Below are 26,972 nucleotides of genomic sequence, written 5' to 3'. Positions count from 1 at the left end.
GATTATTGAATGGCGTGGCTGCCCCAAAGAGATCCGTTGTGACAATGGCCCGGAATATGTCAGCGCCAAGCTGCAAACCTGGGCCGGGCAGAGAGGAATCCGCCTGCGGTATATCCAGCCGGGGAATCCGCAACAAAATGGGTATGTCGAGCGGTATAACCGAACAGTGCGTTATGACTGGCTCAACCACTATCTCTTTGAAAGTCTTGAAGAAATACAGGATTTTGCCACCAAATGGCTCTGGAGTTATAATAACGAGCGCCCCAACATGGGCATTGGCGGCATAACTCCCGCCATGAAGCTCGCACAGGTGTCTTAGGCTCTACTTGTAATCGCTCCTAAAAATGGGAAGATTACCTTTCCAGCGTAGACCGCGCCCTGGTCAAGACCCAGGGTAGCGTCAATAACATTCGCGCCATCCACGACCAGATGAAGGCTAAGGCGGCCTCTCTGACCTTCACCAAGACTTTTTTCAAGGGCGACAACACCACCAGCGCCACAGAATTTGACGGCCTGGAAAAGCGCGTCACCGGCGACCAAGCTCTGACCTATTCCGATGCCTTGACTCTGGACAAGGTGGATGAGCTTATCGACGCTGTGGTGGGCGCGCCAACGGCCCTGTTTATGAACAAGACCACGCGCCGCCAGATTAATGCCCTTATGCGCGCCGCCGGGCAGGCCACGGAGGTGGTCAATGATGCCTTTGGGCGTCAAGTCAACGCCTATGCGGGCATTCCCATTGGCGTGGTGGAGGAGGACAAGGACGGCAACGCCATCCTTTCTGACGGCGAGATTTACGCCCTGCGCTTCGGCGTGCAAGAATACGTTTCCGGCCTGCAAGCTGGCGGCATGGAAGTTATCGACCTGGGGCTGAACCGCACCCAGTATGAAACTTTGATTGAGTGGATTTGCGGCGTCGCCGTGTTCCACCCGAAAGCCGCCGCGCGCCTGAGTGCCGAATAAATTGGAGCCGTGTCGGTCAGACAAAAGCGCCTATTGGCACTGCCTGTACGAAAGTCATTCCGCTCCTAAATAAGCGTAGACGCGCCTTTCCTTGGGCGAAAAGGCAGGCCCGGACCGCCCAGAGTCCGAAAACACGGGGGAGGCTGTGCTTCCCCCGTTCTGCATCCACAGGAGAAGAAGAGCGAGTGCCCAAACCTCAAGAGCAGCTTTATGACGACATTTTGAAGCAGGCCCACCGCGTTGAGGCCCGCGCCAACGCCTTATCTGACGAGTTGGTACGGACCCTTGAAAATGTGCGCTTCAAGCTGTTGGCCAAGTTAGCGGAGTTGCAGGAAAAGCGCCTCACGAGCGACTCTTGGGATGCCCAGCCCCTTACCCGGCGGCGCGCCTACCTGGAGGCCCAGCGCGAGGCCGTTGATGAACTTATCGACGAGGTTTACGCGGGCATGGGTTCCCAGGTGGAGGACGCCGCGGCCGATACTATGGCTTATGCCGCCAGCGCCCAGGAAACGAGCCTGAAGACTCTTTTCGGTATCGGCGGCGGGGCAACAAACGTCACTGTTGGCATGGTGACGGCCTGGGCAGCCTCTCACACTGTGGACGGACTTCTGCTGAGCGAGTGGCTCAAGACCCTGGGCCGGGGAACGGCAGACCGCATCGTGGCAGCTGGGCGCGAAGCCCTCATTATGGGCTACGGCACGAGAAAAACCGCTACACTGCTCCGTGCACAGGGCGTTGAAGGCAGCATCGCCGGCCTCAACAATTTGGCCCGCACCTTTTTGATGAGCGCTTCAAACTACGCCCGCGACACGGCGGCCGAACGCTTGGTGGGCGACATGCTCAAGGGCTGGCAGTACGTTGCGACGCTAGACGGACGCACCTGCCCCGTTTGCGGCGCTGACGACAATCGCTTCTTCCCTGTGGACAAACCACGCCCCAACCTCCCGCGGCATTTTTCCTGCCGCTGCTTATATGTGCCCGTGGTGAACGAGGCCGATGCCGCCGCCCCAGTTGAGCGCCCTGCCGTGAAACACGAGGAACGCACAGTCCACCATCGTGACGGAAGCACGTCCACCAAGTTTAAAGTGAGCGCCGTGGAGCACACTACCGAAAACTATAGCCAATGGCTCAAGCGGCAGTTGAAAGAAGACCCGGCCTTTGTGCGGTCCATCCTGGGCAAGACCCGCTTTGAGCTTTTTCAGGCCGGGGAAATAGACCTCAGGAAGATGGTGGTGGACGGCCGTATCAAGCGCCTTTCCGAGCTCCAAAAGTAGCCCAACCTAGCCATATACCGAAATTTCGCATGAGGATTGCCCACAGTGGAAGAAAGCTCAATTCGCGAGGCATTCAAGGGCTGCCTGCAAAAAAGGCCGCAAAATGGCTAGATTTTCATGGACATGGTGCGAGGTACTGTTTACATTGTGGGTGAGGTAAATATGGTTAAGCGCCTTGCCGATTGGCTGGAAAAAATGAGCGTTGCGTCTATGGCCGTTGGGCTATTCCAGGGAGTTGGGTACGGCGTGTTTTTAGGTCTGGCCTGTTTTGCCGCCAGCCTTTACCTTACCAAGAAAGGAGGCCAGCAATGACAACGTGGATTCTAGCAACTATCGTTTGCGCTGGCGTGTTCGCCTACGGCGTTTACCTGACCCGCAACCACAAGCCGCACTAAATAAATCGGCCAGAGATAGAATATGCCCCGGTAGGATATTTCCCGCCGGGGCTTTTTTCTGTATATGCCTTTTTATTCCTCCACCTCCTCAAATAAATCCTTCACTTTCACCCCCAGCGCCCCGGCGATGGCCTCAAGGGTAGATAGGCGGCATTCACGGATCAGCGGGCCACGGGCGCGTTGAAGTGTTTCTAGCGCACGACCTGTTTGTTCTTGAAGTGCTCGCACTGTGACTTTTTTTTCTTTCATCAATATCTTTAAATTGCTAGCTATCATAATTGTCCCACCGTTTTTTGTTCCAACATACCAGAATTTTTATTGACGTCAATGGCATGGTATATTAGAACAGGCCTAACGAACCAAACGAAAGGACAAAGGAAGTCCAGCTATGAAAAAAGCAGTGGGGTATATCAGGGTATCAACAGAGGGCCAGGCCGAAAAGGGCATCAGCCTTGAGGCGCAGCGGGCGAAGATTGAAGCCTACGCCACGTTGAAGGATCTCACCCTTGTGGAAGTCATAGAGGATGCTGGAATTTCGGCCAAAAGTCTGAAGCGCCCTGGGATGCAGCGCCTTTTGGAGATAGTCCACAGGGGGGAGGTTGAGGCCGTCGTCATCCTCAAGCTGGACCGCATGTTCCGCAATACTGTGGACGCCCTCCAGACTACGCAGGGTTTTGACAAGAAAGGCGTGGCGCTGCACAGCATCCAAGAATCGCTGGACACACAAAGCGCAATGGGCCGCTTCTTTTTCACCTTGCTGGCCGCAATCGGCGAAATGGAGCGCGGCGTCATTGGTGAGCGCACCAGAACCGCCCTGGCCCGCAAAAAGGAAAAGGGTGAGGTGATTAGCCGCTTTGCCCCGTTCGGCTACCAGAGGCGCGGCAACAAACTGGTTCCTAGCCAGACGGAACAGGCCGCAATGGCCTTCATGCGTCGCTTAAAGGACGCCGGGAAGAGTTACCAGCAGGTGGCTGACGCCCTCAACAAAAAGGGCATAGTCACCAAAAACGGCGGAACCTGGGACCGCGTGCGCGTTTTTAAGGCCATGAAGGTGGCCGCCTAATAATGAAAAAGCGGCCTAGGTTGGTTGGCTAAAAAAAAATGTGATGTGTCGTTGATTTGGTTCTGCCTGGACGTTGACCCTACCGGCGGCGGGCTGTTAGTTTCGTTTTGCGTGCGTAACTTAACCGCCCGTGCTATACTCTTCTTTCGTTTTGAAAGATTTGTCAACCCAAAAAGAAGGTAAAAGTTAACTTTTACCTCTATTTTGAAATATTAATATTTCTTAATGGGTTATAAAATCAAAACAGAAAGGCACAAGGTAATAGTTTCGGGCAGGAACTTTTACCTATGGATAGTTTTGGCCAGCGATTAAAGATGGTGCGGGGTAACCTCTCTCAGGCGGAGTTTTCCAAGCGCCTTGGTATCCCTCAGGTGACACTTGGAAACTATGAAAGGGACAGGAATGAACCCAAATTCGAGACACTTAAAAAAATTTGCTCCCTTTTAGGGATCAGGGCTGACTGGCTCCTTTTTGGTGTCGGCTCTATGACCGATGGCGCGGATCCCCAAAGCCTTGCTAAAAGTGTCTGCGATGTTGATTTAATTATGGTTCCAATGGTTGAAGCGCGCTTATCTGCTGGTACTGGCAGTCTGCAAGTGGACGGGGATATTGAGCGGAGCTATGCCTTCCGCTCTGACTTTCTGCACCGCAAGGGCAACCCGGCAAACATGGTGATGATGCGCGTGGAGGGGGACAGCATGGAGCCTGAGATTATGAATGATGATGTTGTTCTTCTTGACCAAAGCAAGAAGGATATTAGAGCAGGAAGAATTTTTGCCGTTGGCTTTGAAGATGCAATTTATCTGAAAAGAATAGATAAACTACCTGGGAAACTTGTACTAAAGAGCGTCAACCCCGCCTATCAGCCAGTAGAGCTTGATATCCGCGGGCAGAACGGCGACGCCTTCCGCGTCATTGGGCAAGTGATCTGGTGCGGCCGCGAGTATAAATAGCGAGCCAGATTAGTGCCAACTGTGGCGCAAAAAACGCGCAAACATCGGCCGAGAGGCTGATAATTTGCGCGTTTTTGTTTTGGCCTGGTCGCGGCCCCAAAACCAACGCCCAGCGCGGGCGCGCGGGCGCGATCGCCCTCATAATGTCAGTGCCAATCTTGTCGCTCCCCTAGTGTTGAGGTTGGATTCATGGCTGGAACAAAAAAAAGGCTCACGGTATTGTAAACCGTAAGCCCTTGATTTTACTGGTGCGCCCGGAGAGATTCGAACTCCCGACCTACAGGTTCGTAGCCTGTTGCTCTATCCAGCTGAGCTACGAGCGCGTCAACGAGAGGGAAAGTATCCTAAGCCGTTGGCGGCGTCAAGTTTTTTCCCAAAAATTTTTCTAAAATCTTGAAGCGTTATCAGGCTGCAAGAACGCTGGCGTTCTGGAACCCGTTTCGCGCGTCAAGCCACGGCGGACGCACCGGCGCCGTAAGGTGCCAGACGCAAATGCAACCCCGCCCACGCAGTACCGCATGCTGCGTCCTGCCGCTTTAGGGGCTGCCGGCACAAGGCAACCGCACCGCTGTCTTTACGCTAGGCGCCGGTTTTGCCCGCACGCCGCAAAGATTCCCGCCTGCCGCCAGCCCGTCGGCCTGCGGGCCGGCTTTAGGGGCTGATTGCCGCAACGATTAGGGTATTTCAACTTTGAAATGCCCTGGCGGCTGCGTGAGCAGAAGCCCGCTGTGGAGGCGTAAACGCAATTTATTTGCGCGGTTAAACGCCGAAACGAGCGTGCCGTTAACTTTGAGAATACAGATGCTCAAAGTTAATCTGCTCTAGTAGCGGACGCCGCACAGCGGCAACGGCATCAGAAAGAACCGGGCGCCATGCGGGCCGGAGGTCATCAAAAACCATCCTGCCGTTGCCCGTACAGCCGCAGAACGCCGGGCCCAACAACCCACGGGGCGCCCGCACGCGCGTGCCGCACGGGCGCAACCGGCCTGCCTATTCGGCAGCGTCCAAGCCGTTGACGGCGCGGGCCAGACGCGAAATCTTGCGGGCGGCCTTCTTCCAGTGCAGGGCCCCCTTGCCGGCAGCCTTGGACAGCACGGAAGTGGCGGCCACCAGGGCTTCGCCGGCCTGAGCCTTGTCGTTGCTCTGGAGGGCGGCGCGCACCTCTTTGACGGCGTTCTTCACGCGGGTGCGGGCGGCGCGGTTGCGGGACGCGCGTTGCAGGTTCTGCTTGTGACGCTTAAGGGCAGACTTATGGTTGGCCACGGTATATCCTCCGCTCTGTTAGGCTTGCCGTGCAAGCCGTGATCGCTTGTTGGTCGTATCGCTCAATGGGCGAATTGGTGCTGTTAGCACAACGCAACGGGCATGTCAAGAAACCGTGCGGGCGGCAGTCTTCCCGGCACAGTACAGGCCGCTCTGACGCAGGGCTACTGCTGCAGGGCGGCAAAATCCGCCAGCCGGGCAAAGCGCGAGCCCAGCGCCCGCAGCATGGCCAGCCGGTTGCGGCGCAGATCCGCGTCCTCGGCCATGACCATAACGCCGTCAAAAAAGGCGTCTACGGCCGGGCGCACCTCGCGCAGGCTGTCCAGCAGGGCTTTGTGCTCCCCTGCGGTCCACAGGGCATCCAGTCGGGGCAACAGGGCCTCCAGCGTCGCGGCCAGAGCTTTTTCCGGCTCTTCGCGCAGCAGGGCGGGATCCCAGTGGTCCGGCACGTCCCCGCCCAAATGACCATCCTGCGCCTGTTTGCGCAGGATATTGGCCACCCGCTTGAAGGTCTGCACCGCTGCGGCGTAGCCTTCCTCCTTACTGAAAGCAGTCAGGGCCGCAAGCCGCGCCCCGCAGTCGCGCACGTCCGCCGCGCCCGCGCCCAGGGCCGCGTCCACCAGGGGCGTGTCCACCCCCTGGCTCATAAAATGGTTGCGCAGTCGGGCGGTGAAAAAGTCCATGAGCTTGTCCAGGGCCTCGTGGGGCGGGAGCTTCCACTGCCGGTCGCCGTAGAGCTGCTGGGCTTTGGCAAACAGCTGACGCGCGTCCAGGCGCAGCCCGAATTCCAGCATAATGCGGATAATGCCCAAGGCGCAGCGCCGCAGGCCGTTGGGATCCGCCGTGCCGGTGGGGGCCATGCCCAACCCGAAGCAGCCGGCCAGGGTATCCGCCTTGTCCGCCACGGAGAGCAGCGCGCCCCCCAGACTGGCCGGCAAGGGAGAATCGGGCCCGGCGGGCAGGTACTGCTCGCCCAAGGCGGCGGCCACCGTGGCGCTTTCGCCCTTGCGCGCGGCGTAGATGCCGCCCATGACGCCTTGCAGGGTGTCAAATTCGCCCACCATGGCGCTGACGAGATCAGCCTTGGAAAGCCGCCCGGCCCGGGCCGCTTCCTCCGCGCTCAGCTCCGGCGCGCAGGCCCCGGCCAGCCAGCGGCAGAGCTCCTCCAGACGCCGGGTTTTGTCGCCCATGCTGCCCAGCCCGCCGATAAAAATGACCGCATCCAGCTTCTGCAGCCAGTGGTCAAAATTCTCGCGCAGATCCGCGCGCCAGAAAAAGCGGGCGTCCTCCAGGCGGGCGCGCAGCACGCGTTCCCAGCCGTGCTTGACCAGGCTCATATCCTGGGGCGTGAGGTTGAGCACCGTGAGGAAGTGCGGCAGCAGCTTCCCGTCCGCCCCCTCAATGCCGAAGCTCTTCTGGTGGCTTTCCATGCTGGTGAGCAGCACCTCGCGCGGCACCTCCAGGTAGGCGGGATCAAAATCCGCCAGCAGGGGCACGGGATGCTCCGTAAGGCCCTGCACCTCGTCCAGCAGGCTATCCTTCCAGAGCACCTTGCCCTGCACTGCCGCGGCCTGGGCCTCGCCGCCCGCCGCAATGATGCGGCGGCGCTCCGCCGGATCGGGCGTAATGCCGCACGGGCCCGTAAGCACGGACAAGAAGTCTTTGGCGTGGGCCACAGCAAAGGGACCGGGGCCGTGGATGCGGTGGCCGCGGGTTTCCCTGCCTGAGGCCAGCGGCCCCAGGGTAAAGGGCACCACCTGGTCGTCCAGCAGGGCGACGATCCAGCGCAGGGGCCGGGCATAGGCCAGGCTGTAGGTCGCCCAGCGCATGCGCTTGGCAAAGGGCAGGCCCGTGATGACGGCCGGACAGAGGGCGGCCAGCAGTTCCCCGGCAGACGCGCCGCCGCTTTGCCTGCGCACGGCCACATACTCGCCCTTCTCCGTCTGGAGGGTAAAAACGTCCTCCACGGCGCAGTTGTTGGTGCGGGCAAAGCCCTCCAGGGCCTTGGTGGGTTTGCCGTCCTTATCGCGCGCCACGCGGGCGGGCGGGCCGGTAATCACTTCCTCGCGCCGGGCCTGCACCGGAGAAAGATCTTCCACCAGCACCACGGCCCGGCGCGGGGTGCTCATGACCGTAAGCGCGCCGTGCTCCAGGCCGGCCTCGGCCAGGGCGGCGGTAAAACGGGCGGTCAGTTCCGCCTCTTCCGGAGCCAGAAAACGGGAAGGCAGTTCTTCGCTGCCGATTTCAAGCACAAAGGTGGCCACGGCTTACCTCGCGTCCTTTTTGAGCATGGGATAGCCCAGTTCCTCGCGCTGCGCCGCGTAAGCGCGGGCCACGCCCGCCGCCAGGGCGCGCACCCGGCCGATGTAGCCCGTGCGTTCGGTAATGGAAATGGCCCCGCGCGCGTCCAGCAGGTTGAACGTGTGCGAGCACTTCAGGCAGTAGTCGTAGGCGGGCCAGGGCAGGCCCAGCTCCAGCATGGCTTTGCACTGGCCTTCAAAATCGTTGAAGTGGCGCAGCAGCATGGCGGCGTCGCTGGCTTCAAAATTGTGGCGGGATTGCTCCACTTCGTTCTGGTGGTAGATGTGGCCGTAGGTCACGTTCTTGTTCCAGGCCAGGTCGTAAACAGACTCCACGCCCTGCAGGTACATGGCCAGACGCTCCAGCCCGTAGGTCAGCTCTACGCTCACGGGGCTGAGGTCAATGCCGCCCACCTGCTGAAAATAGGTGAACTGGCTGACCTCCATGCCGTTGAGCCAGACCTCCCAGCCCAGGCCCCAGGCCCCCAGGGTGGGGGATTCCCAATCGTCTTCCACAAAGCGGATGTCGTGCTGCGCGGGATTGATGCCCAGCGCATGGAGGCTTTCCAGGTAGAGATCCTGCACGTTGTCCGGCGAGGGCTTGAGCACCACCTGAAACTGGAAGTAGCGCTGCAGACGATTGGGATTCTCGCCGTAGCGGCCGTCCGTGGGGCGGCGGGAAGGCTCCACATAGGCCACGCTCCAGGGTTCCGGCCCGATGACCCGCAAAAAGGTGTTGGGATTAAAGGTGCCCGCGCCGCATTCCACGCCCGAAGGCTGCTCCACCACACAGCCCTGCCGGGCCCAGTAGGATTGCAGGGTCAGAATGACGTCCTGAAAGTACATGCCGTGTCCTTTGTTCTGCCGTAACCCCGCTTCCCCAAAAAGGAACGGGGGACCGCGCCCTCAGACGCGCCGAAAAAAGCCCTCTTCCCAGGCCAGCCCCAGGTGGTACTGCACAAAACCGTCGATCGCCCGGGCGCAGGCCCGGCGTTCCTCCGCAGGCAGCGCTGCCGCGCGCCAGCCGGAGGGCAATTCTTGCTGCACATGCCGCAAAAGGTCAAGCCCGGCGGACCGCAGCTCCACGCCGTAACGCGCAGGCCCCGCCGCCGCGCGGCAGGCCGGACAGCGCATCTGCCCTTCGTCCACCACAAACTGCCCGCCCGCGTCCAGGGGCGCGCCGCACTGGCCGCAGCGCTCCAGATTGGGGGCAAACCCCAAAGCCCCGGCCAGCCGCAGACGAAAAAACAAGGGGAACAGCCCCGGCAACTCCACAGCGGTTTCCAGCGTGCGGCGCAGATCCTCAGCCAGGGCATAGGCTTCGGCCGCGCTTTCAGCCGTGACGCCCATGGCCTCCATAAAACGCAGGCAGTTGGCCGCAAGCCCCATGCGCCGCCAGTTCCCGCGCAGGGCCTGCGGCCCGTCCAGCAGCACAGCTTCTTCCAGATTAAGAAAATTGCCGCGCCGAGAGGCGCTGACCCGACAGTGCAGGCTGTTGAACACATCCAAACAGCCGCAGAAACGCCTGCGGCTGCGGCTGCCGCCGAAGGCGAACAGGGTCAGCAGCCCGTGCCCGCGGCAGAGCACCTTCAGCCAGAGGTCGGCCTCGCGAAAGTGCCCCATGCGCAGCACCAGCGCGCTGTCGGCCCATTCCGTCATGGCTGCGCTGGCGGGGGAAACCGGAGGGTGCGCACCTGGCCGCTCTGCCCTGCCGGGGGCAGATCCTGGCCGTCGTAGCGCAGGCGCACGCCGCCGGCGTTGCCCAGCTTGAGCTCCAGACTTTTGCTGAAAGTCAGGGCAAAGGTGTCCCCTTTGCGCAGAGAAAACTGGCGGGTGTCGGTACTGTCCGCATTGGAGTGCACCCAGCATTCTTCCAGAGCGGTGAGGATGACCTTGTGCGGCCCGCCCTGCTCTTCGCCGGCCTGGGCTTGACTGCTCTGCCCCTGGCCGGCCTGCCCCTGACCGGTTGACGCGGCGGGCGTCGCAGCCGGCTGGCCGCCCCAACCGGGGGTGCCCACGAGCGCGGGAACCGCCTCGCGGGCCGTTGCTGCGGCCGCCGCAGGCGATCCGGCAGTGCCGGGCTCTGCGTCGGTTGACGCGCCTTCCGGCGCGCGCTGCTGGGGTGCGGGCGTCGCCTGGGGCGCAGGCACAGGCGCTTCCGCCACCTGCGGAGACTGCGCGGCGGACAAAGGCACGGCGCGCTCCCGACTGGGGACGACCTCGGCCTCCGGCGTCGGCTGGGCCAGGCGACGGGTCTGGGAAGTCAGAAAGTCCAGCGCGCCCTGCCGCCAAGCCAGCCAGCCCAGCCCAGCCAGCAGCAGCGCGGCCGCAAGGGCCAGAAAAGGCTTGAGATTGCGGTGCGGCGTCAGCAGGCGTTCCGGCTCATAGACGCTCTGGGGCGGCGTGGGGTCCAGGGCGCTGTTCAGGGCAGTGAGGGCCGCGTTCACTTCCTCGGCCGCCAGGCCCACATAGGCGGCGTAAGAGCGGATAAACCCCTTGGCGTAAGCCGGATGGGGCAGACCCGCGGTATCGCCCTCCTCCAGAGCACGCAGCTGGCGCACGCCGATTTTGAGACGCGCGGCCACATCGTCCACGCTCAGACCGCGCTTTTCGCGTTCGGCGCGCAGGGCCGCGCCCAGTTCCTCTAAGGTCATGCCATGCCTCGGTATGCGGATGCGCGCCGCCCCCGGCGCGGGTAAAGACGCACGTCCCGGCGCGTTCCGCCCGCGCCGGAAGCCGGCCCGTTACAGCCGGATATCGATGACGGCCCGGCTGCGCAGCTGGGTGGAATACTCCTCAAAGCGCTCCATGGCCTTGGGCTGCCGCAAAATGGCGTCAATCTGCGGCTTGGCCTGCTCAAAGGTGAGCAGTTCCGCGCCGCCGCCGCCGGGACGGAACAGATGCACCTGGGCTTTGCGGCCCTGAAGATCAAAGAGCTCGGTCACGTCGCCGGGCTTCATTTTGGTCAGACGGGCCTCCCATTCGGGGTTGAGGCGCTCCCACTCCACCACGCCCATGTCGCCGCCCTTGTCTTTGTTGGGGGCGATGGAATACTTTCCGGCGGCTTCCTCAAAGCTGAGCGCGCCGGATCTGATCTGGGCGGCGATGGCGGCGGCGTTGACGTTGGGCGCGTAGACCAAAAGGCCCATGTGCAGGCCGGTGCGGTTGTACATGGTGTCTTTGTGGGCCTCGTAATAGGCCTTGATTTCCTCCGGGGTGACCACCACCTTGCGGCCCACCTCCATGCCCATAATCTTCTGCCGCAGCAGGCCTCTTTCTATAGTGCCGCGCAGCTCGGCCACGCTGCTCTTCTGCCGGGCCAGCTGCTGCTCGAACTGCTCCTTGGTCAGGCGGTTGGCCTGCATGATCTTGGTAAGCTCGTTGTCTACCTCGGACGGCGCAACGCTGACCTTGAGGCGCTTGGCCTCCTGCGCGATGAGGATGTCCATGACCATCATGTCCAGCACCTTGCGCAGCACAGCGTCCACGGCCTTGGCCTGTTTGGGGTCGTTGGGATTAAGCCTGGCGCGGGCCAGATCCGGCAGGGCGTTTTTCTGCAGGTCAAACATGGTGATGACCTGCCCGTTGACCACGGCCGCCACCTTGTTGAGCTGGGCGGCCCGGGCCGCGCCCGCAACCGCAAGCCAGGCGACCAGCAGCAGAACAAGTGTTTTTTTCACGATGCGCTCTCCCTTTGCAGCTGCGCCGGAGTATTCCGGAACAGCCAAATCTTGCCGTTTTTAGCCCAAATTGCCGCCGTATGCAACGCCGCCGCTAAGGCTCCTGCTCCGGGCCGTTATCCTCCGCCCCGTTCTTCCGGCCCGAAGGCGGCGTCAGCAGATCCGCCTTGAGATCCGGGGATACCCGGATGCGGGCCTGGGCCAGCGCCCCCTCCAGCCAGCGTAAAAAAGCGGCGTCCAGCTTCTGCTCCCGCAGCTCCTGTTCCACCAGGGCATAGGCTTCGGCCAGGCCCAGGCGCGCTGCGGGTTTACGGGCGCGCAGCGCCACGGTGCGCCAGCCGCCGTCCTCCGCCCTGGGCGGGGCGCACTGCCCAGGTTTGAGGCCGGCCACGGCCTTACGCCAGGGCTGCGGCAAATCTTCGGCCCGGGCTTCCAGGCACTGGCGCAGCGCGCCCTCCGCGCCCGCGGCGGGCAAACGCGGGAATGCGCCGCAAAAAGCCTCCACCGCCTGCCGCTCCGCGCCGCTCACAAAACAGACGGTCAACAGGGGGGGCAGATCAAAATCCTTCGCGTGGTCCTGATAAAAAGCGCGCACTTCGTCCAGCCCCACCCGGATGCCCGGCTCCAGCACCAGCTTCTCAAACTGGACCAGGGAAAGGTGGTCGCGCATGAGGGCGCGCCACTCTTCCGCGTCCAGGGCCTCGTCGGCCAGGTAGCGGTCCAGGGCTTCCTTGCCGCCGTAATCCTGGCGCACGGCTTCGATGGCCGCCTCCAGCGCCTCGGGGCTCACGGCCAGCTGGCGGCGTTGCAGATCCTGCCGCACCAGGGCGCAGACGATAAGCGTGCCCAGGCCTTCGCCGTAGCGCTGCCGCATGCTTTCCAGGGAGGGACGCTGCAAGGCCCCCAGGGCGGCAGAGCGGCTGTCCAGCAACGCCTGCAGGCCGCGCAGGGAAATGGCCTCGCCGTTGACCGTGGCCACCACCCCTTCGGGCAGGCGGGCCTCAAGGCAGCCCGCGAGCGCCAGGCACAGGCAGCAAAAGGCCGCCAGGACCGGCAGAATGTTGCGGCGCGGGGCGGCGGGATGTACGCGCATGGTTGCTCCCCCAGCAGGCGGCGGTCAGGCCGCCGGATCGGCGCGGACAAAGGCCAGGGCCGCGCGCAGGCTCTCCAGCCCCTGCGGCGCGTCCGCGCCATGGGGCAAAGGCAGATACAGGCCCGCCGGGGGCAACAGACGCGCCCCGGGCGTGCGGGCCGCCAGATCCACCAGGCGCTCCGGCCGGGCGGCGGTCTGCCCTTCGGGCCAGATCAGGCGCACATGGTCCGCATACACGTCGGCTTTCTGCACCTGCAATTCGGTCAGAAACTGCTTAAAATCCAGCACGGCCAGAAAATTGCGCAGCTCCGGCGGGAAGGGGCCGAAGCGGTCGCGGAGGGCCAGGGCGGCTTCTTCTCTGGCTGCGCCGCCCACGGCCGAGGTCAGGGTTTTGTAGCAGCGCAGGCGTTCGCGCCCGTCCTCAATATAGGTGGCGGGGATGTGCGCGGGCAGCCCCAGGGTGAGCTCGGTTTCGCCCACCAGGGCCTCCGGCGTGCCCTTGAGGCGCGCCACGGCTTCCTCCAGCATCTCCAGATACAGATCCAGGCCCACCCGGCACATGTGGCCGGACTGCACCTCGCCCAGAATATTGCCCGCCCCGCGCAGGCGCAAGTCTTCCATGGCCACCTGGAAGCCCGCGCCCAGGTAGTCCATATCCAGGATAATGCGCAGGCGCTCTTCAGCCACAGGGGTCAGGCGCTCGGCGTCGGGCACCACAAAGTAGGCGTAGGCCTGCCTGTCGCTGCGGCCCACGCGGCCGCGCAGCTGATAGAGCTGCCCCAGGCCGAACATCTGGGCCTGGTCCACCACCAGGGTGTTGGCGCGGGGAAAATCCAGCCCGGACTCCACGATGGAGGTGCAGACCAGCACGTCCAGCTCCCCGTGCCAGAACTGGTGCATGGTGGTTTCCAGCTCGGTTTCGGACATCTGGCCGTGGGCCATGCCCACACGGGCGGCGGGGGCCAGCCCGCGCACATACTGGGCCACGCGCTCCAGCCCCTGCACCCGGTTGTAGACCCAGAAGACCTGCCCCTCGCGCGCAAGCTCGCGCTCCAGCACCGTGCGCAAGGTGGCGTCGTCGCGCCGCAGTACGGCCGAGGCCACGGGCTTGCGGTCCTGGGGGGCCGTCTCAATAATGGAAAGCTCCCGGATGCCGGACATGGAAAGCTGCAAGGTGCGCGGAATGGGCGTGGCCGTAAGGGTGAGCACGTCCACGTTTTTTTTGAGGGCCTTGAGCTTTTCTTTGTGGCGCACGCCGAAGCGCTGCTCCTCATCCAGAATGAGCAGGGTCAGGTTGGGCAGCTGCACGTCGCTGGAAAGGATGCGGTGGGTGCCGATAAGGATGTCGATCTGCCCGGCGGCGGCGGCGCGCAGCACCTCTTTCTGCCGGGGGCGCGGCACAAAGCGGCTGAGCAGGCCCACATTGACGGGAAAGCCCGCCAGCCGCGCCCGGAAGGTCTGGTAGTGCTGCTCGGCCAGCACTGTGGTGGGACAGAGCAGGGCCACTTGCCGCCCCTCAGCCGCGGCGCGGAAGGCGGCGCGCAGGGCCACCTCCGTCTTGCCGAAGCCCACGTCGCCGCAGACCAGACGATCCATGGGCCGGGGCTGGTCCATATCCTCCAGCACTTCCTGAATGGCGCGGGCCTGGTCCGGCGTTTCCTCAAAGCCGAAGGTGGCCTCAAATTCGTGGTAGAGGTCGCCTGGCGGATCATAGCGAAAGCCCTTGGTCACCTTGCGGTAGGCGTACATTTCCACCAGGTCGGCGGCGATCTTTTCAATGGCCTTGCGGGCCTTTTCGCGCCCGGCGGCCCAGCCCGATCCGCCCAGACGGTCCAGGGGCGGCTCCACGCCCTCGGCCCCCTTGAAGCGCTGCAAAAGGCCCAGGCGGTCCACGGGCACATAGAGTTTGTCCCGCCCGGAGTATTCCACCAGAATAAAATCGTTGGCCGCCGCGTTAAGATCCAGGTGGTGCAGCCCGGCAAAGCGGCCGATGCCGTATTCCTTGTGCACCAGAAGGTCGCCGGGGCGCAGGTCGTCAAAGCTGTCCAGCCCTTTGAAAGCGCGGGAGGCCGCCCGCGGGGCCTTTTCGGCCTTGGGATAAAGGATGCTCTCGCCCAGGGCCAGGCTGTCGTCCCAGGCCAGCTCCGCCCCGCCGCGGAACGGGGCCACCAAGGCGAACAGCCCGTGCTGCTCCGGGGCGTAGCGCAGGGAGGGGACAATGCCCTCCTGAGCGGCCAGTTTGAGGAACTTGTTCCGGCCCCGCTCGCTGGCAAAGCTCAGCACAACCTGCCGCCGCCGGGCGCTCCATTCCTTGAGGCCCGCGGCCAGGTGCTGCCAGGGCCTGTCCTGCGCGCCGGGCAGCGGAAAAAGATCGGTAAAGCCGTGCAGCGCGCGCTCGGCAAAATCCAGACCGCGCCCCTCCACGCCCATAACCAGGGGCTCGGCGTAGACGCGCTGCTGCCCGTTCCACGGCGCAGGCAGCGAAGGCTTGCGCAGGGCCAGGCTTGCGGGCTGCGGCAGAGGGGCGTTTTCCGCCTCCAGCTTTTCTTTGAGGTTGGCGCGGCCGTCGCGCAAAAGATCCGCGCAGTCGGCTTCGCCGGGCAGCAGCCAGAGGCAATCGCCGGGCAGCCAATCCTCCAGCAGGCTGGGGGAAGGGTCCAGACAGCCGGGCAAGAGCCCGGCCCCGCCGGCGTCCAGAGCTTTTTTGAAGGAATAGCACTCGTTTTCGCCGATGCGGCCCTCGGCAAAGAGGCGGTCGCAACGCTCGCGCGCGGCGGCCAGGCCCGCCGCGTCCAGGGCCAGAGGGCTGGCGGGCAGCAGCGTGATGGCGTCCAGATCCCGCAGGGAGCGCTGGCTTTCGGCGTCAAAAAGACGCATGTCCTCCAGCGTGTCGCCAAAAAACTCCAGCCGTACGGGGCGGGCGTAACCTACGGGAAAGATGTCCAGAATATCGCCGCGCCGGGCCACGTCGCCGGGCCGGGTGACCATGGAGGCGCGCGCATAGCCCCAGTCCACGGCCTGATCCAGCACCAGATCGGGCGCAAGCTCGCCCCCCCGCTGCAGATCCAGACTGCGGGCGGCAAAAAAACCCACGCTCATGTACCGCAAAAGCAGGCTTTCCACCCCGCAGACCAGGCAGCGCGGGCGTTTTTGGGTCAGGGCGTAAAAAACAGGCAGGCGCGCGGCCCAGGCGGTGTTGTCCTGCCCCTGATGGGGCGCGGGCAGGCCCAGACAGGGGCTTTCCCACACGGGGCGCTCCAGCGGGGGATCGGCCAGGGAAAGCTCCGGGCTGAACAGGGTAAGCAGCCCGCGCGCGGCGGCGTATTCTTCTCTGTCGCGGGCCACAAGCACCGCGCTGCGCCCGGAAGCCGCGGCGGCGCAGGCCAGACGGCAGCGGGTGGCCAGGCCGCTGCGTTCAAGATATATCTGCCGGTTGTCGGACGAAAGCAGTGCGCTGAGATTCTCCATCGCTGCCTGGGGGAAGGACACGCAAAGGCGGCCCTGAGGCCGCCCCCGCGCGTAGTAAGGTTCTGTCGGGCCGGCGACTATGCGCCGCAGCCGCCGGAGCAGCCGCTGCACCCGCCGCCCGCATTGGGCAATGGCTTTTGGGGCTCCACGCTGAAGCCCGCATAGGTCAGGTCAATGGCAACGCCCTCCACCTGAGCCAGCAGGTCTTTGTGGATGCAGAAGGTAAAGCCGCCCTGCTCTTCGCTCTGATCATCGTCGGCCACGGCGTCCAGAGCCAGGCCCAGGTGCGGTCCGCCGCACCCGCCGGGGGCGAGATAGATGCGAATGGGGCTTTTTTCCTTGTCCGCAAAAAAGGCTTCCAACTCTTTGCGGGCGCTTTCACTCAAGCTGAGCATGGTTCCTCCCAAGGGTTGTATGGAGGCATACGCCACCGAAAAACGGCCCCGGCGTCACCCTGCCAGTGGAAAAGCCCGCCCGCGCGGAAGTTTTCGCGCCTTGCGCCCTAGCTGCCGCAACCGCCGCCGCAGCTGCCGCAGCTGCTTGCGCCGTCGGAGGCAAAGGGCACCACGGGGTCCACTGCAAAGCCCATGTAGGTCAGGTCGATTTTCACGCCCTGAATCTGGTCCAACAGGGGTTTATTGACACAAAAGGTGTAGCCGGCCTGTTCTTCGGTCTGATCCTGATCGTTTGGCTCGTCCAGAGCCAGTGCCAAGCGCGGCCCGCCTCAGCCGGCGGTCATATAGACCCGGATGGGATCCTTTTTTTTGTCCGCGAAGAAGGCGTCAAGCTCCTTGCGGGCGCTTTCACTCAGTTCAATCATACGTCCTCCATGTTTCTGGTGTCTTTGTAACTAAGGTCATGGGCAGCGCTTGTCAATCCGGAAGACGCGCGGCGCGGCCGTGGCACGGCCGCAGGGGCGGCGCTCCAGGCCCTTGCAGGGCGACGGGGGCTTTCCTTTGCGGCAAAAACGGCGTAGTGTAGGAAGCGTATTCGGAGGAAGCATGCCCGTCATCCCCCTGCTGGATTCTCAGGAAATAGCCCGCATTCTGGACCGCCTGGCCTCGCAGGTGCTGGAACGCCACGCCCAATGCGACCAGGTCATGCTGGTGGGCATTGAGCGCCGCGGCGCGGATCTGGCCCGCCGCCTGGCCGCCCTGCTGGGCGACCGCCTGGGCCGCGCCGTGCCCCTGGGCTCTCTGGACATCAATCTCTACCGCGACGACTGGACAAGCCTTGAAGGCAAGCCCCACATCGGGCAATCCTGCATTCCGCAAGGGGTGGACGGGCGCGTGGTCATCCTGGTGGACGACGTGCTGTTTACCGGGCGCACCATCCGCGCCGCCCTGGAGGCACTGCTGGACTACGGCCGCCCCAGCGCCGTGGAGCTGCTGGTGCTGGTGGACCGCGGCCACCGGGAACTGCCCATCCAGGCGGACTATGTGGGCCGCACGGTCAACACCAGCCGCCAGGAACATGTGGACGTGCTGCTTACGGAGCGCGACGGCCAGGACGCCGTGCGCCTGGCGGCCCCCGCCGTCTGAGCGCAGCCGCGCAACAATCTTCTCCCCGGTAAGGAACCGCTCATGCCCAAACGCAAAACCTGACGCAGCAACCAACGCTTCACGTCGTGGAGCGTATGCGGACGGCGATGCGGTTTCGGGGCTGCCTGTCTGTTCTAGCTGCCTGTCATTCTCTTCTCCGTCCGCGTTTGCGGCCCAATCCGAGGCCGACAACGCCGCTCTGTCCGCTCAAGCCTCCCGGCTTGACGCGCACAGCCTTGGCGCAACCACAACCCAAGGAGACGAGAATGAGAACGGGTTCCAACTTTTTTGCCACCACCACGGGCATAGTGGCTACGGGGCTGTTGTTCGGCGTGCTGGCCGTGCTCTTGCAGCAGGCCGGCAACCCCGGCAACATGGGTATCTGCGTGGTCTGCTTCAACCGGGACATTGCCGGGGCCGTGGGCCTGCACCGGGCCGCTGTGGTCCAGTACCTGCGGCCGGAAATCCTGGGCATGGTTCTGGGCGCTTTCGGCGCGGCCCTGCTTTTTGGCGAGTACAAACCGCGCGGCGGCTCCGCCCCCATTACCCGGTTTTTACTGGGGGCCGTGGCCGGCATAGGCGCGCTGGTCTTTCTGGGCTGCCCCTGGCGGGTCATTCTGCGCCTGGCCGGCGGCGACGCGCACGCCTTGTTCGGCCTGGCCGGGCTCATTGCCGGGGTCGGCGCGGGCACGCTCTTTTTCCGCAAGGGTTTTTCCCTGGGCCGCAGCCAAAGTCAGAACGCCATTTCCGGCCTGATCCTGCCTGCCCTCATGCTGGGGCTCACGGCCCTGGCCCTGGCCGACCCGCAAACAGCGGGGCAGGCCCAGAGCGGCGTGCTGTTCTATTCTCTCAAAGGCCCCGGTTCTCAGCACGCGCCCTTCATTTACTCCCTCTGCGCCGGTCTGGCCGTGGGCTTTGCGGCCCAGCGCAGCCGCTTCTGCACCATGGGCGCGCTGCGCGACGTGCTGCTTTTCAACCAATGGCACCTGGCCCTGGGCTTTCTGGCCATGCTGGCCGCCGCCCTGGTCCTGAACCTGGGCTTCGGCTCCTTTCACTGGGGCTTTGAAAACCAGCCAGTGGCCCAGCCCGACGATCTCTGGAACTTCCTGGGCATGACCACCGCCGGGCTGGCCTTCGCCTTGGCGGGCGGCTGCCCCGGGCGTCAGCTCTTCATGGCCGGAGAAGGCGACAACGATGCCGCCGTCTTCGCCCTGGGGCTGCTCATAGGCACGGCCGTGGCCCACAACTTTGGCCTGGCCTCCAGCCCTGCGGGCATCGGCCCCCACGGCATGGCCGCCACTCTGGCCGGTCTGGGCATCTGCCTCTGCATCGGATTCGCCAACTGCAAGCGAGGCGCATAATGTCGCAGCTCATCGACACCCGCGGGCTTTCCTGCCCCCAACCTGTGCTCATGTTCCTCACCGCCGTCAAACAACGCGGCGAGGGGCCCTTCAGCGTGCTGGTGGACAACGACGCCAGCCGTGAAAACGTCAGCCGCGCCGCCCGCAACCATGGCTTGACGGTGGAAGCGGTGGAAGCCGCGGACCAGGGCCTGGGCGTGACCCGCCTGGAAATCCGCAAAGCCTGACCGTTCCGCGCCATCTCCCATCCCCACCCGCGTCGCGATCCTGCCAGCGCCGCGGGTGGGGCCCCAAGGAGGCCCCAATGCCCGTTTTTCCGCCCAGCCGCGGCGCACTGGCCCGCCTGCACGGCGCGCTGCGCGCCCTTCTGCGGCCAAAAGCGCCGCCCCAGGCCCCCGGCCTGCCCGCGGAAGCCGGCCGCAAAAGCCGCAATGACCGTGGCCTGCTGACGTTTGAACACACCGGCGAAGTCATCCGGGCCGAACGTCTGTTGCGGGCCGCCGGGCTGGAGGTAGAGGTCAAGGGGCCGCCCCCGGAACTGCGCACGGGCTGCGACATGGTGGTGGTTTTTCCCTTGCTGCTCCAGGCCCGCGTGCTGACCTTGCTGCAGGAAGCGGACCTTGCCCCGTTGCGGACGGTCACCGCCCACGATGTGCTGCTGGAGCCCGTATCCCTGTTCCAGATCCGTCGCGTGGACGGGCGCTGGCTCATGGTCCGCGCGGCCAACATGAAGATAACCCTGGACACGGCGGACAACCGCATCGTCAACATTTCCGGCGGCGGCTGCCCGGACGTGCCCTGGCTGGCCAGCCGCCTCTGCGGCTGCACCCTGGACGCAGCCCCGGCCCCCCTGAGCCTGGGCCAGACCCTTTGCTGTTACAGCCTGCAAAAGGCCTTTGACCACCTTAAAACGGTCATGGCCGGGCAAAGCGCGGCAAAGGACGCGACCGGGCACTGCGGCGGGCGGAACAGCGGAAAGGACGGCCCGACGGGCCAAGATGCGGGCCGCCGGGATGCGGACGACAACCCCGATGCCTGAATACGGCATTGCAACGCTGCACTGCCGTGGAGGCGTAAGCGCAAGTTATTTGCGCCGGTAAGCGCCGGAACGAGCGTGTCGTAACCTTTGAGAATGCCTGTTCTCAAAGGTAATCTGCTCCAGGGAGGAAAATATGTGGTGCATTGTGGGAACCCTGCCGGACGACGCGGCCCCCCTCCTGACTGCGGGCCTGGACGCGCCGGCCGTGGTGGAAGATGGCGTTCTTGTCCTGCCCGACGGCTTCCGCACGCCGGTGCAGCGCGGCACGCCCGCCCTGGCGGCCGCCGCCCTGCTGGCCTGCGCCGCCCTGGGCTTTCCGCCGCCGCGTCTGCTCCTGGCCGGGGACACGGGCTCCGGCGCAGGCAGCCGCGCCGTCTATGCCCACCTTGAGCGTCGGTTGCCCGCTCTGGCTCCGCGCGGTCTGACCTTCCACTACCTCTTCCCGGACGTGGATTGGCATAACCGCCTGCTTTTGGCGGTGGAGGCCCTGCCCGTCCGCCCTCTGCTGGCGGCCGACGCGGGCTATATGTATGTGGCCAAAATGAGCGGCTACGCCGACGCCTATGACCTGTTCACCCCGGATCTGGGCGAGCTGGCCTTTCTGGCGGACGAAACCGCGCCCCACCCTTTTTATACGCGCGGCTTTCTGCTGGCGGAGGAAAAAGATCTGCCCGGCCTGATCCGCCGCGCACAGGCCCATGGCAACTGCCCGCCCAACCTGCTTGTCAAGGGCCGGGCGGACCATATTATCTGCGACGGCGCACTGACGGCCACCGTGGACGCGCCTTCCGTGGCGGCCATGGAATGCATCGGCGGCACGGGCGACCTGGTGACAGGCCTGGTCACGGCCTTTCTGTGCGGCGGGCTTCCCGTCTGCAGGGCATGTCTGGCGGCCGCACAAACGGCGCGTCGGCTGGCCGGGATCTGCGCCCCGAATCCCGGCACGCCGATCGGCGAGCTGCTCGCCCGCCTGCCGGAAGCCCTGCTCAGATCACTTCATTGACGCCGGTCTGCTCCTGCGCCCGGAACTTCTGCTGCAGCAGCAAGGGCAAGGCGTCGGGGTCTTCGGGGTCGTACTCAAACATGACCGCCGTACCGAAGCAGGAAAAATACTTGCTGCCGTCCGGGTGAAAGGCCACGTTTTCGTTATAGCCCACGATGGCCTGCGCGCCTTTGTTCATGGCCCTGGCGGCCATGCCGAAAAAGGTCTCCTCCGAGTCAAACCCCCGGCAGCAGACCAGGCCCAGCACTTTGGCGATGCGGCGGCCTTCCACCTGATGGGTGGTCACCACCGGAAAACGCCCGGCCAGAAAAACCTCGCGCACATGGCTGTCCGCGCCGGACAACCGGCTCTTCTTCTCCGCTTTGCGGGCCTTTTTATCCTGGCCCCCCAGCAAAAAAAACATGGCATACCTCCAGATAGCGCACGGGCGTACCGCCCGGCCTTCTCATAGCAAGAGGTCTGCCAAGTGTACTTTATCTAACAATTAAATATGGATGCAAGAAGCGCGTCAAGAACATGACTCCCACCGGGGCGCGTGCAGCCCAGCTCTTGCGGCCATGGGGCGCGCCGCAGCCCGCCAGGCCGACGCTATGACCGCCCGCCCCTTATTGCCGCGGATTGATCTTGAGTTTGCGCATTTTGGACCAGAGTGTCGTAGGCGGCAGGCCCAACAGCACGGCCGCGCCGTTTTTGCCGCTGATGCGCCCGTTGGTGTAGCGAATGACCAGGCGGATATAGTCAGCCGTCCATGCATCAAGGGTTTTGAAGGCCGCGCCGTAGGGCGCGGCGCTTTCCTGCAGCGTGGGGCACGCCGGAAGCCGCGCCGCTGCCGCTGCCGCTGCCGTGCAGTCCCGGCGCTGCAGCGCCTCCGTCAGGGCATCCCGCAAGGGGCGCTGCAGATTCTCGCATAACAGGCACTGCTGCTGCGTATACGCCCCGGCATGATCCGCATAAAGGTTAATGAAGCGGAAACCACCCAAAACGTCGCCGTAGTCCAGCGGCATATGCAGACAGCTTCCCGCCCTCCCGCGCAGGAGCGTCATCACTTTTGCTTCAGGTCCGTCTTCCCGGCTTTCACAGATAAAAACCTTGTGCAAACGGTCTGTTGCGGAAAGGCTGGCATAAACATCCCGCAACAGCGCCGTGTCAATATGAATCACTTTATGTTGTTGTTCTGTTTTTGCAAAAGGTTCATATTTGAACAGCTGCGTTATGGAATTTTCCATATATGAATAGATTCCAATACAGGACACATCCATATGCATACATAAAAATGAGTATAAATTTTTAGAGTAATCAAATAATGAAAGCCTTTTAAAAGAAACATAAATGATGTCATTTATCCAACTTATCGGCGTATATTTCATGAATAACAGTCTCCAAAAATTTTTTATAAGTATATTCTGATAAATATATATATTTTCAATTTTAAATTATACCATAAAAAGGTTTCTTGTCAAACATATACAGACAATGATATTTATGAGTAATAGTAAATTTTTACTAAATATAATGATTCATCCCTGCCGACTGAGCATGTTGCTGTGTCGTTGTCCGGGCTTGCACGCCGCAGACTTTTGCGGCACTCTCCGCCCATGCCGTGCTTCCACCTGGTCTCGCTTTTTCCGGAGTTTTTCACCTCCCCCCTTGCCGCCGGCCTACTGGGCCGGGCGCGCGAAGCGGGCGTCGTGGACTTCCGGTTTCACGATCCCCGCGCCTGCAGCACGGACAAGCACCGCCATGTGGACGACCGCCCCTACGGCGGCGGCCCCGGCATGGTCATGCAAGCCGAGCCGTTGGCCCGCGCCCTGCGGGCCATCCCCAAGCCCGGCCGCATGCTGCTCCTCACCCCTGGCGGACGCCCTTTTACCCAGGCCCTGGCCCGCCAGCTGGCCGGGGAAGAGCACTTGACCCTGATCTGCGGCCGGTATGAGGGCATTGACGCCCGCCTGAACGAAATTTTTCCGCTGGAAGCCATCAGCGTGGGCGAGGCCGTGCTCAACGGCGGCGAAACGGCCGCCCTGGCCGTGGTGGAGGCCGTAGCCCGCCTGGTGCCCGGCTTTATGGGCAAGGAGGCCTCCGGCGAAGAAGAAAGTTTTTCGCACGGGCTGCTGGAATACCCCCACTACACCCGCCCCGAAGTTCTGGAGGGCAGGCCCGTGCCGCCCGTGCTGCTGAGCGGCGACCACGCGCGCATTGCCGCCTGGCGGCGGCGCGAGGCCGTGCGCGCCACCCTGGCCGTGCGCCCGGACCTGCTGGAAACAGCCCCCCTGACCCGCGAGGACGCCCAGACCCTGGCCGAAACACCCCGCCTTCGGCCCGGCCGCAACCTTTCGCTCTGCCTGCTGCACGCCCCGGTCTGGCTGGATGCAAAAAAAACCGGCGTTTCCTCTTTGACAAATCTGGACATTCACGATATAGCCCGAATTTCCCGCAGCTATGCGTTGGACGCCTTCCATGTGGTCACCCCGCTGCGCGACCAATTGCAGATGCTGGAGACAGTCCTGCAGCATTGGACGCGGGAGGCGGGCCCAGGCCACGCGGACAGGGCCGAAGCCCTGCGGCTGGTGTGCCCCGCCGCATCCCTGGAAGAAGCGGTGGCCCGGCAAACGGCTCGGAGCGGGCAACGCCCCAGGCTGGTAGGCAGCTCTGCCGTATGGCCCGCCCACAGGAAGAGCCGGCCGGGGGAGCCGCCCCTGACGCCGCAAACGGTGCGGCAATGGTGCGCGGCAGGGCCGGTCATGCTCTGCCTGGGCACGGCCAAGGGCCTCGCGCCTGAGGCGCTGGCCCAATGTGAAGGCGTGCTGCGCCCCCTGCGCTACCTGGGCTATAACCACCTTTCGGTGCGCAGCGCGGCAGCCATTTTGACCGACAGGATTTTGGGCGACTATTACTGAAGCAACGCGGCGCAGGCCCCGCCCACGGACGCCCGCCGGATTCGCAAGGAGTTATCAGCATGGACATCATGAAAAAGATTGAACAGGAAAACATGCGCATGGACATGCCCGCCTTTCGCTCCGGCGATACGGTGAAGGTGCATCTGCGCATTGTGGAAGGCGAAAAAGAACGCATCCAGGTCTTCCAGGGCAACGTCATCCGCATCAAACGCGGCACGACTAGCGCCACCTTCACGGTGCGCAAGGTTTCCGACGGCGTGGGCGTGGAGCGCATCTTCCCCATGAATTCGCCCTTCATCGACCATGTGGAGCTCATCGCCCAGGGCCGGGTGCGCCGCAGCCGTCTCTACTACCTGCGCGCGCTCAAGGGCAAGGCCGCCCGCATCAAGCCCCGCGGCCGCTTCTGATGCCGCGACGCCGCACCCTCGACGGGCGGCGTCCTTCTCCTTTTTCAGCGCGCCTCGGCTGCGGTTTTCCGTGTGCCGGGCGCGTTGTCGCGTCTGCGGCCTGAGGGCCTGAAGGCCTTCTCTCGCGCCAAAGCGCTGCCCTTACGGCGCGAGAGAAGGCGCACGGCCTGGGCTTGTTGCGTCCCTTTTCGCGCCAGGCCGTTACCCCAGGGGGAAAGTATGCCGCGTTCCGCTCACGGGCCCAGGCCCGCCGCCGCTCCAGGCGGTCCCCGGTTTCTCTCTCTGCTGGCCGTTGCCGCCGACAGTCCTGCGGCTGCAGCGGCAACGGAAGCCCCCCTGCCGGACGGCAGGCTTATGGCCGGGATAGACGAGGCCGGACGCGGCTGCCTGGCCGGGCCGGTGGTGGCTGCGGCGGTCATCCTGCCCCCGGTTTTCGATCTGCCGGGCCTTACGGATTCCAAAGCCTGCAGCGCCCGCACGCGGGAACGCCTCGCCCCGCGCATCCGTCAGTGCGCCGCGGCCTGGGGGCTGGGCGTGGTCTGGCCCGCCCGCATCGATCAGATCAATATTCTGCAGGCTACCTTTGAGGCCATGTGCCGGGCCGTGCGCTGTCTGCGCCGTGGTCCGGAACCGCTCTGCCCTGAGCTGCTCTGCATTGACGGCAACCAGACCTTGCCCCCGGCCCTGCTGGCCGCCCATTGGGCCAGGGCGCAACGGGATGCGGCGCAGCCCGCCCCTCTGCCGCTCCAGCAGGCGCTGGTGCGCGGGGATGCCCGCGTGCCGGCCATTTCCGCCGCATCCATTCTGGCAAAAACGTACCGCGACGCCCTCATGACGCGCCTGGACCGCCGCTGGCCGGGCTACGGCTTTGCCGCGCACAAAGGCTACGGCACCAGGGAGCATCTGGCGGCTTTGCGCCGCCTGGGGCCCTGCCCCCTGCACCGGATGACCTTTGCCGGGGTGCGGCCGCCGGCGGCCGGGCCCGCGCAGGGGAGCCTGCTGCCGTGAGCGCCGGCGGGCTTTTCCCCTGGCTGCGCCGCCAAACGCAGCCTGCCGCAAAGGCCCCCGCAGCCGCGCACCTGCGCCTGGGGCGTGAAGGCGAAGACGCGGCGGCCGCCCTGCTGGCCCGCAAGGGCTACGCCGTTCTGGACCGCAACTGGCGGCAGGGCAGGCTGGAGCTGGACCTGGTCTGCCGCGACGGCGCAACCCTGGTCTTCGTGGAGGTAAAAACCCGCGCCCATGCGGAGCACGGCGGCCCCGCGGCCGCCCTTACCCCGACCAAGCAGCGCACCCTCTGCCGCGCCGCCGCAGCCTGGCTCACGGCCCACGCGGCCTGGGAGCAGCCCTGCCGGTTTGACCTGGTCTGCGCCCTGCGGCAGGGCACGGATCTTTACCTGGAGCACTATATCCATGCCTTTGTCTGCCCCTCGTCTCTGGATCGTGGCCACGCCGCTCGGCAATCCTGGTGACCTTTCCCCCAGGGCGCGGGCCGTGCTGGCCGAAGCCGACCTGGTGCTGGCCGAGGATACCCGCCGCGCCGCAGCGCTGTTCCGCCAGTGCGGGCTTCCCGCACGCCGCACGCTGAGTTTTTTTGACCACAATGAGGAGCAGCGCAAAGACGCGGTGCTGCGCCTGCTGCGCGAAGGAAAAAGCGTGGCTCTTATTTCGGACGCGGGCACGCCCCTGCTGGCCGACCCCGGCTACCGGCTGGTGCGCGCCTGCCGCGAAGCGGGCCTTGCCGTGTCCCCGCTGCCCGGCCCCTCGGCCCCCACGGCGGCCCTTTCCGCCGCCGGGCTGCCGCCCCTGCCCTACAGCTTTCTGGGCTTTCTGCCCCGCGACGCGGCAGGCCGCCGCGCACTGTTCGGCGCGTTCGCCCAGACGCCCGGATCCCTGGTTTTTTTTGAGCGCAAGGACAGGCTCAAAGAAAGCCTGCTTCTGGCCGCGCCCATCCTGGGGCCGCGCCAGGTGGCCGTCTGCCGTGAATTGACCAAAGAACACGAGGAATTTATACTTTTGCGGCTGGAAAACGCTGCGGCCCTGCCCGACGGCCTGCTGGGCGAAATCACCGTGGTGGTGGGGCCGCCGGAGAGCGCGGCCCGCACCCCGGAGGCGGAGGTGCGCCAACGCCTGGCGGACGCCCTGGCCCAGGGGGACAAGCCGCGCGCTGCCTGCCGCACGGTACAGGAAGCCGTGCGCGGCTGGAACGGCAAGGAACTGTACGCCCTGCTGCCCCACGGCCCCGCCGGGAAAGCCTAGCCGCCCCTGCGGAAGC

General features: G+C 64.2%; 28 protein-coding genes, 1 tRNA gene and 1 pseudogene. 16 read left to right on the top strand and 14 right to left on the bottom strand.

Going from position 1 to position 26,972, the window contains the following annotated elements; translation table 11 throughout:
* The 4 genes and pseudogenes from BLS55_RS07590 to BLS55_RS07575 all read left to right on the top strand — a co-directional run.
* A partial coding sequence (locus BLS55_RS07590) for an integrase core domain-containing protein (protein ID WP_143339534.1) occupies positions 1 to 319 on the top strand: 319 nt, incomplete at its 5' end.
* Between the two features lie 53 nt (positions 320 to 372).
* A pseudogene (locus BLS55_RS07585) lies at positions 373 to 963 on the top strand (major capsid protein); the annotation flags it as partial.
* Positions 964 to 1,148: 185 nt separating this feature from the next.
* Positions 1,149 to 2,237 carry a phage minor head protein gene (locus BLS55_RS07580; RefSeq protein ID WP_092153962.1) on the top strand — a complete coding sequence of 363 codons (1,089 nt, stop codon included), beginning with the start codon at positions 1,149 to 1,151 and terminating at the stop codon, positions 2,235 to 2,237.
* A gap of 117 nt (positions 2,238 to 2,354) precedes the next feature.
* Positions 2,355 to 2,549: a hypothetical protein gene (locus BLS55_RS07575; protein ID WP_092153960.1), complete on the top strand. Its 195-nt coding sequence runs from the start codon at positions 2,355 to 2,357 to the stop codon at positions 2,547 to 2,549.
* Positions 2,550 to 2,704: 155 nt separating this feature from the next.
* Here the strand turns inward: BLS55_RS07575 and BLS55_RS07570 are convergent, their stop codons facing one another.
* Complete coding sequence (locus BLS55_RS07570; protein ID WP_092153958.1) at positions 2,705 to 2,908, bottom strand: helix-turn-helix domain-containing protein; 204 nt, start codon at positions 2,906 to 2,908, stop codon at positions 2,705 to 2,707.
* 112 nt (positions 2,909 to 3,020) lie between these two features.
* Here BLS55_RS07570 and BLS55_RS07565 point away from each other — a divergent pair, with 112 nt between their 5' ends.
* Both BLS55_RS07565 and BLS55_RS07560 read left to right on the top strand, forming a co-directional pair.
* On the top strand, positions 3,021 to 3,695 hold the full coding sequence (locus tag BLS55_RS07565) for a recombinase family protein (protein WP_092153956.1): 675 nt from the start codon (positions 3,021 to 3,023) through the stop codon (positions 3,693 to 3,695).
* A gap of 287 nt (positions 3,696 to 3,982) precedes the next feature.
* Positions 3,983 to 4,648 (top strand): XRE family transcriptional regulator, encoded by a 666-nt coding sequence (locus BLS55_RS07560; protein WP_092153954.1) that lies wholly within the window; start codon positions 3,983 to 3,985, stop codon positions 4,646 to 4,648.
* A gap of 246 nt (positions 4,649 to 4,894) precedes the next feature.
* Here the strand turns inward: BLS55_RS07560 and BLS55_RS07555 are convergent.
* From BLS55_RS07555 to BLS55_RS07505, 11 genes are all read right to left on the bottom strand, one after another.
* Positions 4,895 to 4,971: transfer RNA gene (locus BLS55_RS07555), tRNA-Arg, on the bottom strand.
* Between the two features lie 667 nt (positions 4,972 to 5,638).
* The gene (gene rpsT / locus BLS55_RS07550; protein WP_092153953.1) at positions 5,639 to 5,911 is read right to left on the bottom strand and encodes a 30S ribosomal protein S20; all 273 of its coding nucleotides are present in this window, start codon (positions 5,909 to 5,911) and stop codon (positions 5,639 to 5,641) included.
* A 164-nt stretch (positions 5,912 to 6,075) separates the two neighbouring features.
* Entirely contained in the window at positions 6,076 to 8,175 is a 2,100-nt protein-coding gene (glyS, locus tag BLS55_RS07545; RefSeq protein ID WP_092153951.1) for a glycine--tRNA ligase subunit beta, read from the bottom strand.
* Positions 8,176 to 8,178: 3 nt separating this feature from the next.
* Positions 8,179 to 9,057 carry a glycine--tRNA ligase subunit alpha gene (glyQ, locus tag BLS55_RS07540; RefSeq protein ID WP_092153949.1) on the bottom strand — a complete coding sequence of 293 codons (879 nt, stop codon included), beginning with the start codon at positions 9,055 to 9,057 and terminating at the stop codon, positions 8,179 to 8,181.
* 60 nt (positions 9,058 to 9,117) lie between these two features.
* Positions 9,118 to 9,870 carry a DNA repair protein RecO gene (gene recO, locus BLS55_RS07535; protein ID WP_092153947.1) on the bottom strand — a complete coding sequence of 251 codons (753 nt, stop codon included), beginning with the start codon at positions 9,868 to 9,870 and terminating at the stop codon, positions 9,118 to 9,120.
* Complete coding sequence (locus BLS55_RS07530) at positions 9,867 to 10,865, bottom strand: helix-turn-helix domain-containing protein (RefSeq protein WP_092153945.1); 999 nt, start codon at positions 10,863 to 10,865, stop codon at positions 9,867 to 9,869. The genes recO and BLS55_RS07530 overlap by 4 nt, the downstream gene beginning before the upstream one ends.
* A gap of 90 nt (positions 10,866 to 10,955) precedes the next feature.
* Entirely contained in the window at positions 10,956 to 11,891 is a 936-nt protein-coding gene (locus BLS55_RS07525; RefSeq protein ID WP_092153943.1) for a SurA N-terminal domain-containing protein, read from the bottom strand.
* Positions 11,892 to 11,985: 94 nt separating this feature from the next.
* A complete protein-coding gene (locus BLS55_RS07520) occupies positions 11,986 to 12,984 on the bottom strand; it encodes a peptidylprolyl isomerase (protein WP_092153942.1) in 999 nt (332 codons plus the stop codon).
* Between the two features lie 24 nt (positions 12,985 to 13,008).
* Positions 13,009 to 16,452, bottom strand: coding sequence for a transcription-repair coupling factor (mfd, locus tag BLS55_RS07515; RefSeq protein WP_092153940.1), 3,444 nt, complete (start codon positions 16,450 to 16,452; stop codon positions 13,009 to 13,011).
* A 77-nt stretch (positions 16,453 to 16,529) separates the two neighbouring features.
* Entirely contained in the window at positions 16,530 to 16,847 is a 318-nt protein-coding gene (locus tag BLS55_RS07510; protein WP_092153938.1) for an IscA/HesB family protein, read from the bottom strand.
* Between the two features lie 107 nt (positions 16,848 to 16,954).
* Complete coding sequence (locus tag BLS55_RS07505; RefSeq protein ID WP_092153936.1) at positions 16,955 to 17,272, bottom strand: IscA/HesB family protein; 318 nt, start codon at positions 17,270 to 17,272, stop codon at positions 16,955 to 16,957.
* Between the two features lie 181 nt (positions 17,273 to 17,453).
* On the opposite strand from BLS55_RS07505, the gene pyrR reads away from it, so the two are divergent.
* The 5 genes from pyrR (at position 17,454) to BLS55_RS07480 (ending at position 21,396) form a co-directional block, all read left to right on the top strand.
* Positions 17,454 to 17,993, top strand: a complete 540-nt coding sequence (pyrR, locus tag BLS55_RS07500; protein WP_092153934.1) for a bifunctional pyr operon transcriptional regulator/uracil phosphoribosyltransferase PyrR — start codon at positions 17,454 to 17,456, stop codon at positions 17,991 to 17,993.
* Positions 17,994 to 18,259: 266 nt separating this feature from the next.
* On the top strand, positions 18,260 to 19,354 hold the full coding sequence (gene yedE / locus BLS55_RS07495) for a YedE family putative selenium transporter (protein WP_092153932.1): 1,095 nt from the start codon (positions 18,260 to 18,262) through the stop codon (positions 19,352 to 19,354).
* Positions 19,354 to 19,581: a sulfurtransferase TusA family protein gene (locus BLS55_RS07490; protein WP_092153930.1), complete on the top strand. Its 228-nt coding sequence runs from the start codon at positions 19,354 to 19,356 to the stop codon at positions 19,579 to 19,581. The genes yedE and BLS55_RS07490 overlap by 1 nt, the downstream gene beginning before the upstream one ends.
* Before the next feature lie 77 nt (positions 19,582 to 19,658).
* Positions 19,659 to 20,393, top strand: a complete 735-nt coding sequence (locus tag BLS55_RS07485; protein ID WP_092153928.1) for a putative Se/S carrier protein — start codon at positions 19,659 to 19,661, stop codon at positions 20,391 to 20,393.
* Positions 20,394 to 20,526: 133 nt separating this feature from the next.
* Complete coding sequence (locus BLS55_RS07480; protein ID WP_092153927.1) at positions 20,527 to 21,396, top strand: carbohydrate kinase family protein; 870 nt, start codon at positions 20,527 to 20,529, stop codon at positions 21,394 to 21,396.
* On the opposite strand, the gene BLS55_RS07475 is transcribed toward BLS55_RS07480, so the two are convergent.
* Positions 21,380 to 21,799 carry a YbjQ family protein gene (locus BLS55_RS07475; protein ID WP_092153925.1) on the bottom strand — a complete coding sequence of 140 codons (420 nt, stop codon included), beginning with the start codon at positions 21,797 to 21,799 and terminating at the stop codon, positions 21,380 to 21,382. The genes BLS55_RS07480 and BLS55_RS07475 overlap by 17 nt on opposite strands.
* A gap of 202 nt (positions 21,800 to 22,001) precedes the next feature.
* Positions 22,002 to 22,763 (bottom strand): hypothetical protein, encoded by a 762-nt coding sequence (locus tag BLS55_RS07470; RefSeq protein ID WP_143339532.1) that lies wholly within the window; start codon positions 22,761 to 22,763, stop codon positions 22,002 to 22,004.
* A gap of 228 nt (positions 22,764 to 22,991) precedes the next feature.
* Here BLS55_RS07470 and trmD point away from each other — a divergent pair, with 228 nt between their 5' ends.
* The 5 genes from trmD to rsmI all read left to right on the top strand — a co-directional run bounded on the left by trmD (position 22,992) and on the right by rsmI (position 26,956).
* Positions 22,992 to 24,293: a tRNA (guanosine(37)-N1)-methyltransferase TrmD gene (trmD, locus tag BLS55_RS07465; RefSeq protein ID WP_092153921.1), complete on the top strand. Its 1,302-nt coding sequence runs from the start codon at positions 22,992 to 22,994 to the stop codon at positions 24,291 to 24,293.
* Between the two features lie 59 nt (positions 24,294 to 24,352).
* The gene (gene rplS / locus BLS55_RS07460) at positions 24,353 to 24,700 is read left to right on the top strand and encodes a 50S ribosomal protein L19 (RefSeq protein ID WP_092153919.1); all 348 of its coding nucleotides are present in this window, start codon (positions 24,353 to 24,355) and stop codon (positions 24,698 to 24,700) included.
* A gap of 354 nt (positions 24,701 to 25,054) precedes the next feature.
* Positions 25,055 to 25,708 (top strand): ribonuclease HII, encoded by a 654-nt coding sequence (locus BLS55_RS07455; RefSeq protein ID WP_092153917.1) that lies wholly within the window; start codon positions 25,055 to 25,057, stop codon positions 25,706 to 25,708.
* Between the two features lie 71 nt (positions 25,709 to 25,779).
* The gene (locus tag BLS55_RS07450; RefSeq protein WP_373886023.1) at positions 25,780 to 26,169 is read left to right on the top strand and encodes a YraN family protein; all 390 of its coding nucleotides are present in this window, start codon (positions 25,780 to 25,782) and stop codon (positions 26,167 to 26,169) included.
* Entirely contained in the window at positions 26,111 to 26,956 is an 846-nt protein-coding gene (gene rsmI / locus BLS55_RS07445; RefSeq protein WP_092153914.1) for a 16S rRNA (cytidine(1402)-2'-O)-methyltransferase, read from the top strand. Before BLS55_RS07450 ends, rsmI begins: the two co-directional genes overlap by 59 nt.
* Positions 26,957 to 26,972: the final 16 nt, after the last annotated feature.

Origin of the sequence: Desulfovibrio legallii (assembly GCF_900102485.1) — a bacterium.
Lineage (GTDB): Bacteria > Desulfobacterota > Desulfovibrionia > Desulfovibrionales > Desulfovibrionaceae > Desulfovibrio > Desulfovibrio legallii_A.
The sequence above is the reverse complement of the archived record's forward strand: the minus strand, read 5'-3'. Positions and strand labels throughout refer to the sequence as shown.

Excerpts from the sequence above, each read along its gene's own strand:
- BLS55_RS07575 (WP_092153960.1), top strand. The coding sequence starts at position 2,355 with ATGGACATGGTGCGAGGTACTGTTTACATTGTGGGTGAGGTAAATATG.
- BLS55_RS07570 (WP_092153958.1), bottom strand. The coding sequence starts at position 2,908 with ATGATAGCTAGCAATTTAAAGATATTGATGAAAGAAAAAAAAGTCACA.
- BLS55_RS07565 (WP_092153956.1), top strand. The coding sequence starts at position 3,021 with ATGAAAAAAGCAGTGGGGTATATCAGGGTATCAACAGAGGGCCAGGCC.
- BLS55_RS07560 (WP_092153954.1), top strand. The coding sequence starts at position 3,983 with ATGGATAGTTTTGGCCAGCGATTAAAGATGGTGCGGGGTAACCTCTCT.
- glyQ (WP_092153949.1), bottom strand. The coding sequence starts at position 9,057 with ATGTACTTTCAGGACGTCATTCTGACCCTGCAATCCTACTGGGCCCGG.
- recO (WP_092153947.1), bottom strand. The coding sequence starts at position 9,870 with ATGACGGAATGGGCCGACAGCGCGCTGGTGCTGCGCATGGGGCACTTT.
- BLS55_RS07530 (WP_092153945.1), bottom strand. The coding sequence starts at position 10,865 with ATGACCTTAGAGGAACTGGGCGCGGCCCTGCGCGCCGAACGCGAAAAG.
- BLS55_RS07520 (WP_092153942.1), bottom strand. The coding sequence starts at position 12,984 with ATGCGCGTACATCCCGCCGCCCCGCGCCGCAACATTCTGCCGGTCCTG.
- mfd (WP_092153940.1), bottom strand. The coding sequence starts at position 16,452 with ATGGAGAATCTCAGCGCACTGCTTTCGTCCGACAACCGGCAGATATAT.
- BLS55_RS07510 (WP_092153938.1), bottom strand. The coding sequence starts at position 16,847 with ATGCTCAGCTTGAGTGAAAGCGCCCGCAAAGAGTTGGAAGCCTTTTTT.
- pyrR (WP_092153934.1), top strand. The coding sequence starts at position 17,454 with ATGCCCGTCATCCCCCTGCTGGATTCTCAGGAAATAGCCCGCATTCTG.
- yedE (WP_092153932.1), top strand. The coding sequence starts at position 18,260 with ATGAGAACGGGTTCCAACTTTTTTGCCACCACCACGGGCATAGTGGCT.
- BLS55_RS07490 (WP_092153930.1), top strand. The coding sequence starts at position 19,354 with ATGTCGCAGCTCATCGACACCCGCGGGCTTTCCTGCCCCCAACCTGTG.
- BLS55_RS07485 (WP_092153928.1), top strand. The coding sequence starts at position 19,659 with ATGCCCGTTTTTCCGCCCAGCCGCGGCGCACTGGCCCGCCTGCACGGC.
- BLS55_RS07480 (WP_092153927.1), top strand. The coding sequence starts at position 20,527 with ATGTGGTGCATTGTGGGAACCCTGCCGGACGACGCGGCCCCCCTCCTG.
- BLS55_RS07475 (WP_092153925.1), bottom strand. The coding sequence starts at position 21,799 with ATGTTTTTTTTGCTGGGGGGCCAGGATAAAAAGGCCCGCAAAGCGGAG.
- BLS55_RS07470 (WP_143339532.1), bottom strand. The coding sequence starts at position 22,763 with ATGAAATATACGCCGATAAGTTGGATAAATGACATCATTTATGTTTCT.
- trmD (WP_092153921.1), top strand. The coding sequence starts at position 22,992 with ATGCCGTGCTTCCACCTGGTCTCGCTTTTTCCGGAGTTTTTCACCTCC.
- rplS (WP_092153919.1), top strand. The coding sequence starts at position 24,353 with ATGGACATCATGAAAAAGATTGAACAGGAAAACATGCGCATGGACATG.
- BLS55_RS07455 (WP_092153917.1), top strand. The coding sequence starts at position 25,055 with ATGGCCGGGATAGACGAGGCCGGACGCGGCTGCCTGGCCGGGCCGGTG.
- rsmI (WP_092153914.1), top strand. The coding sequence starts at position 26,111 with ATGCCTTTGTCTGCCCCTCGTCTCTGGATCGTGGCCACGCCGCTCGGC.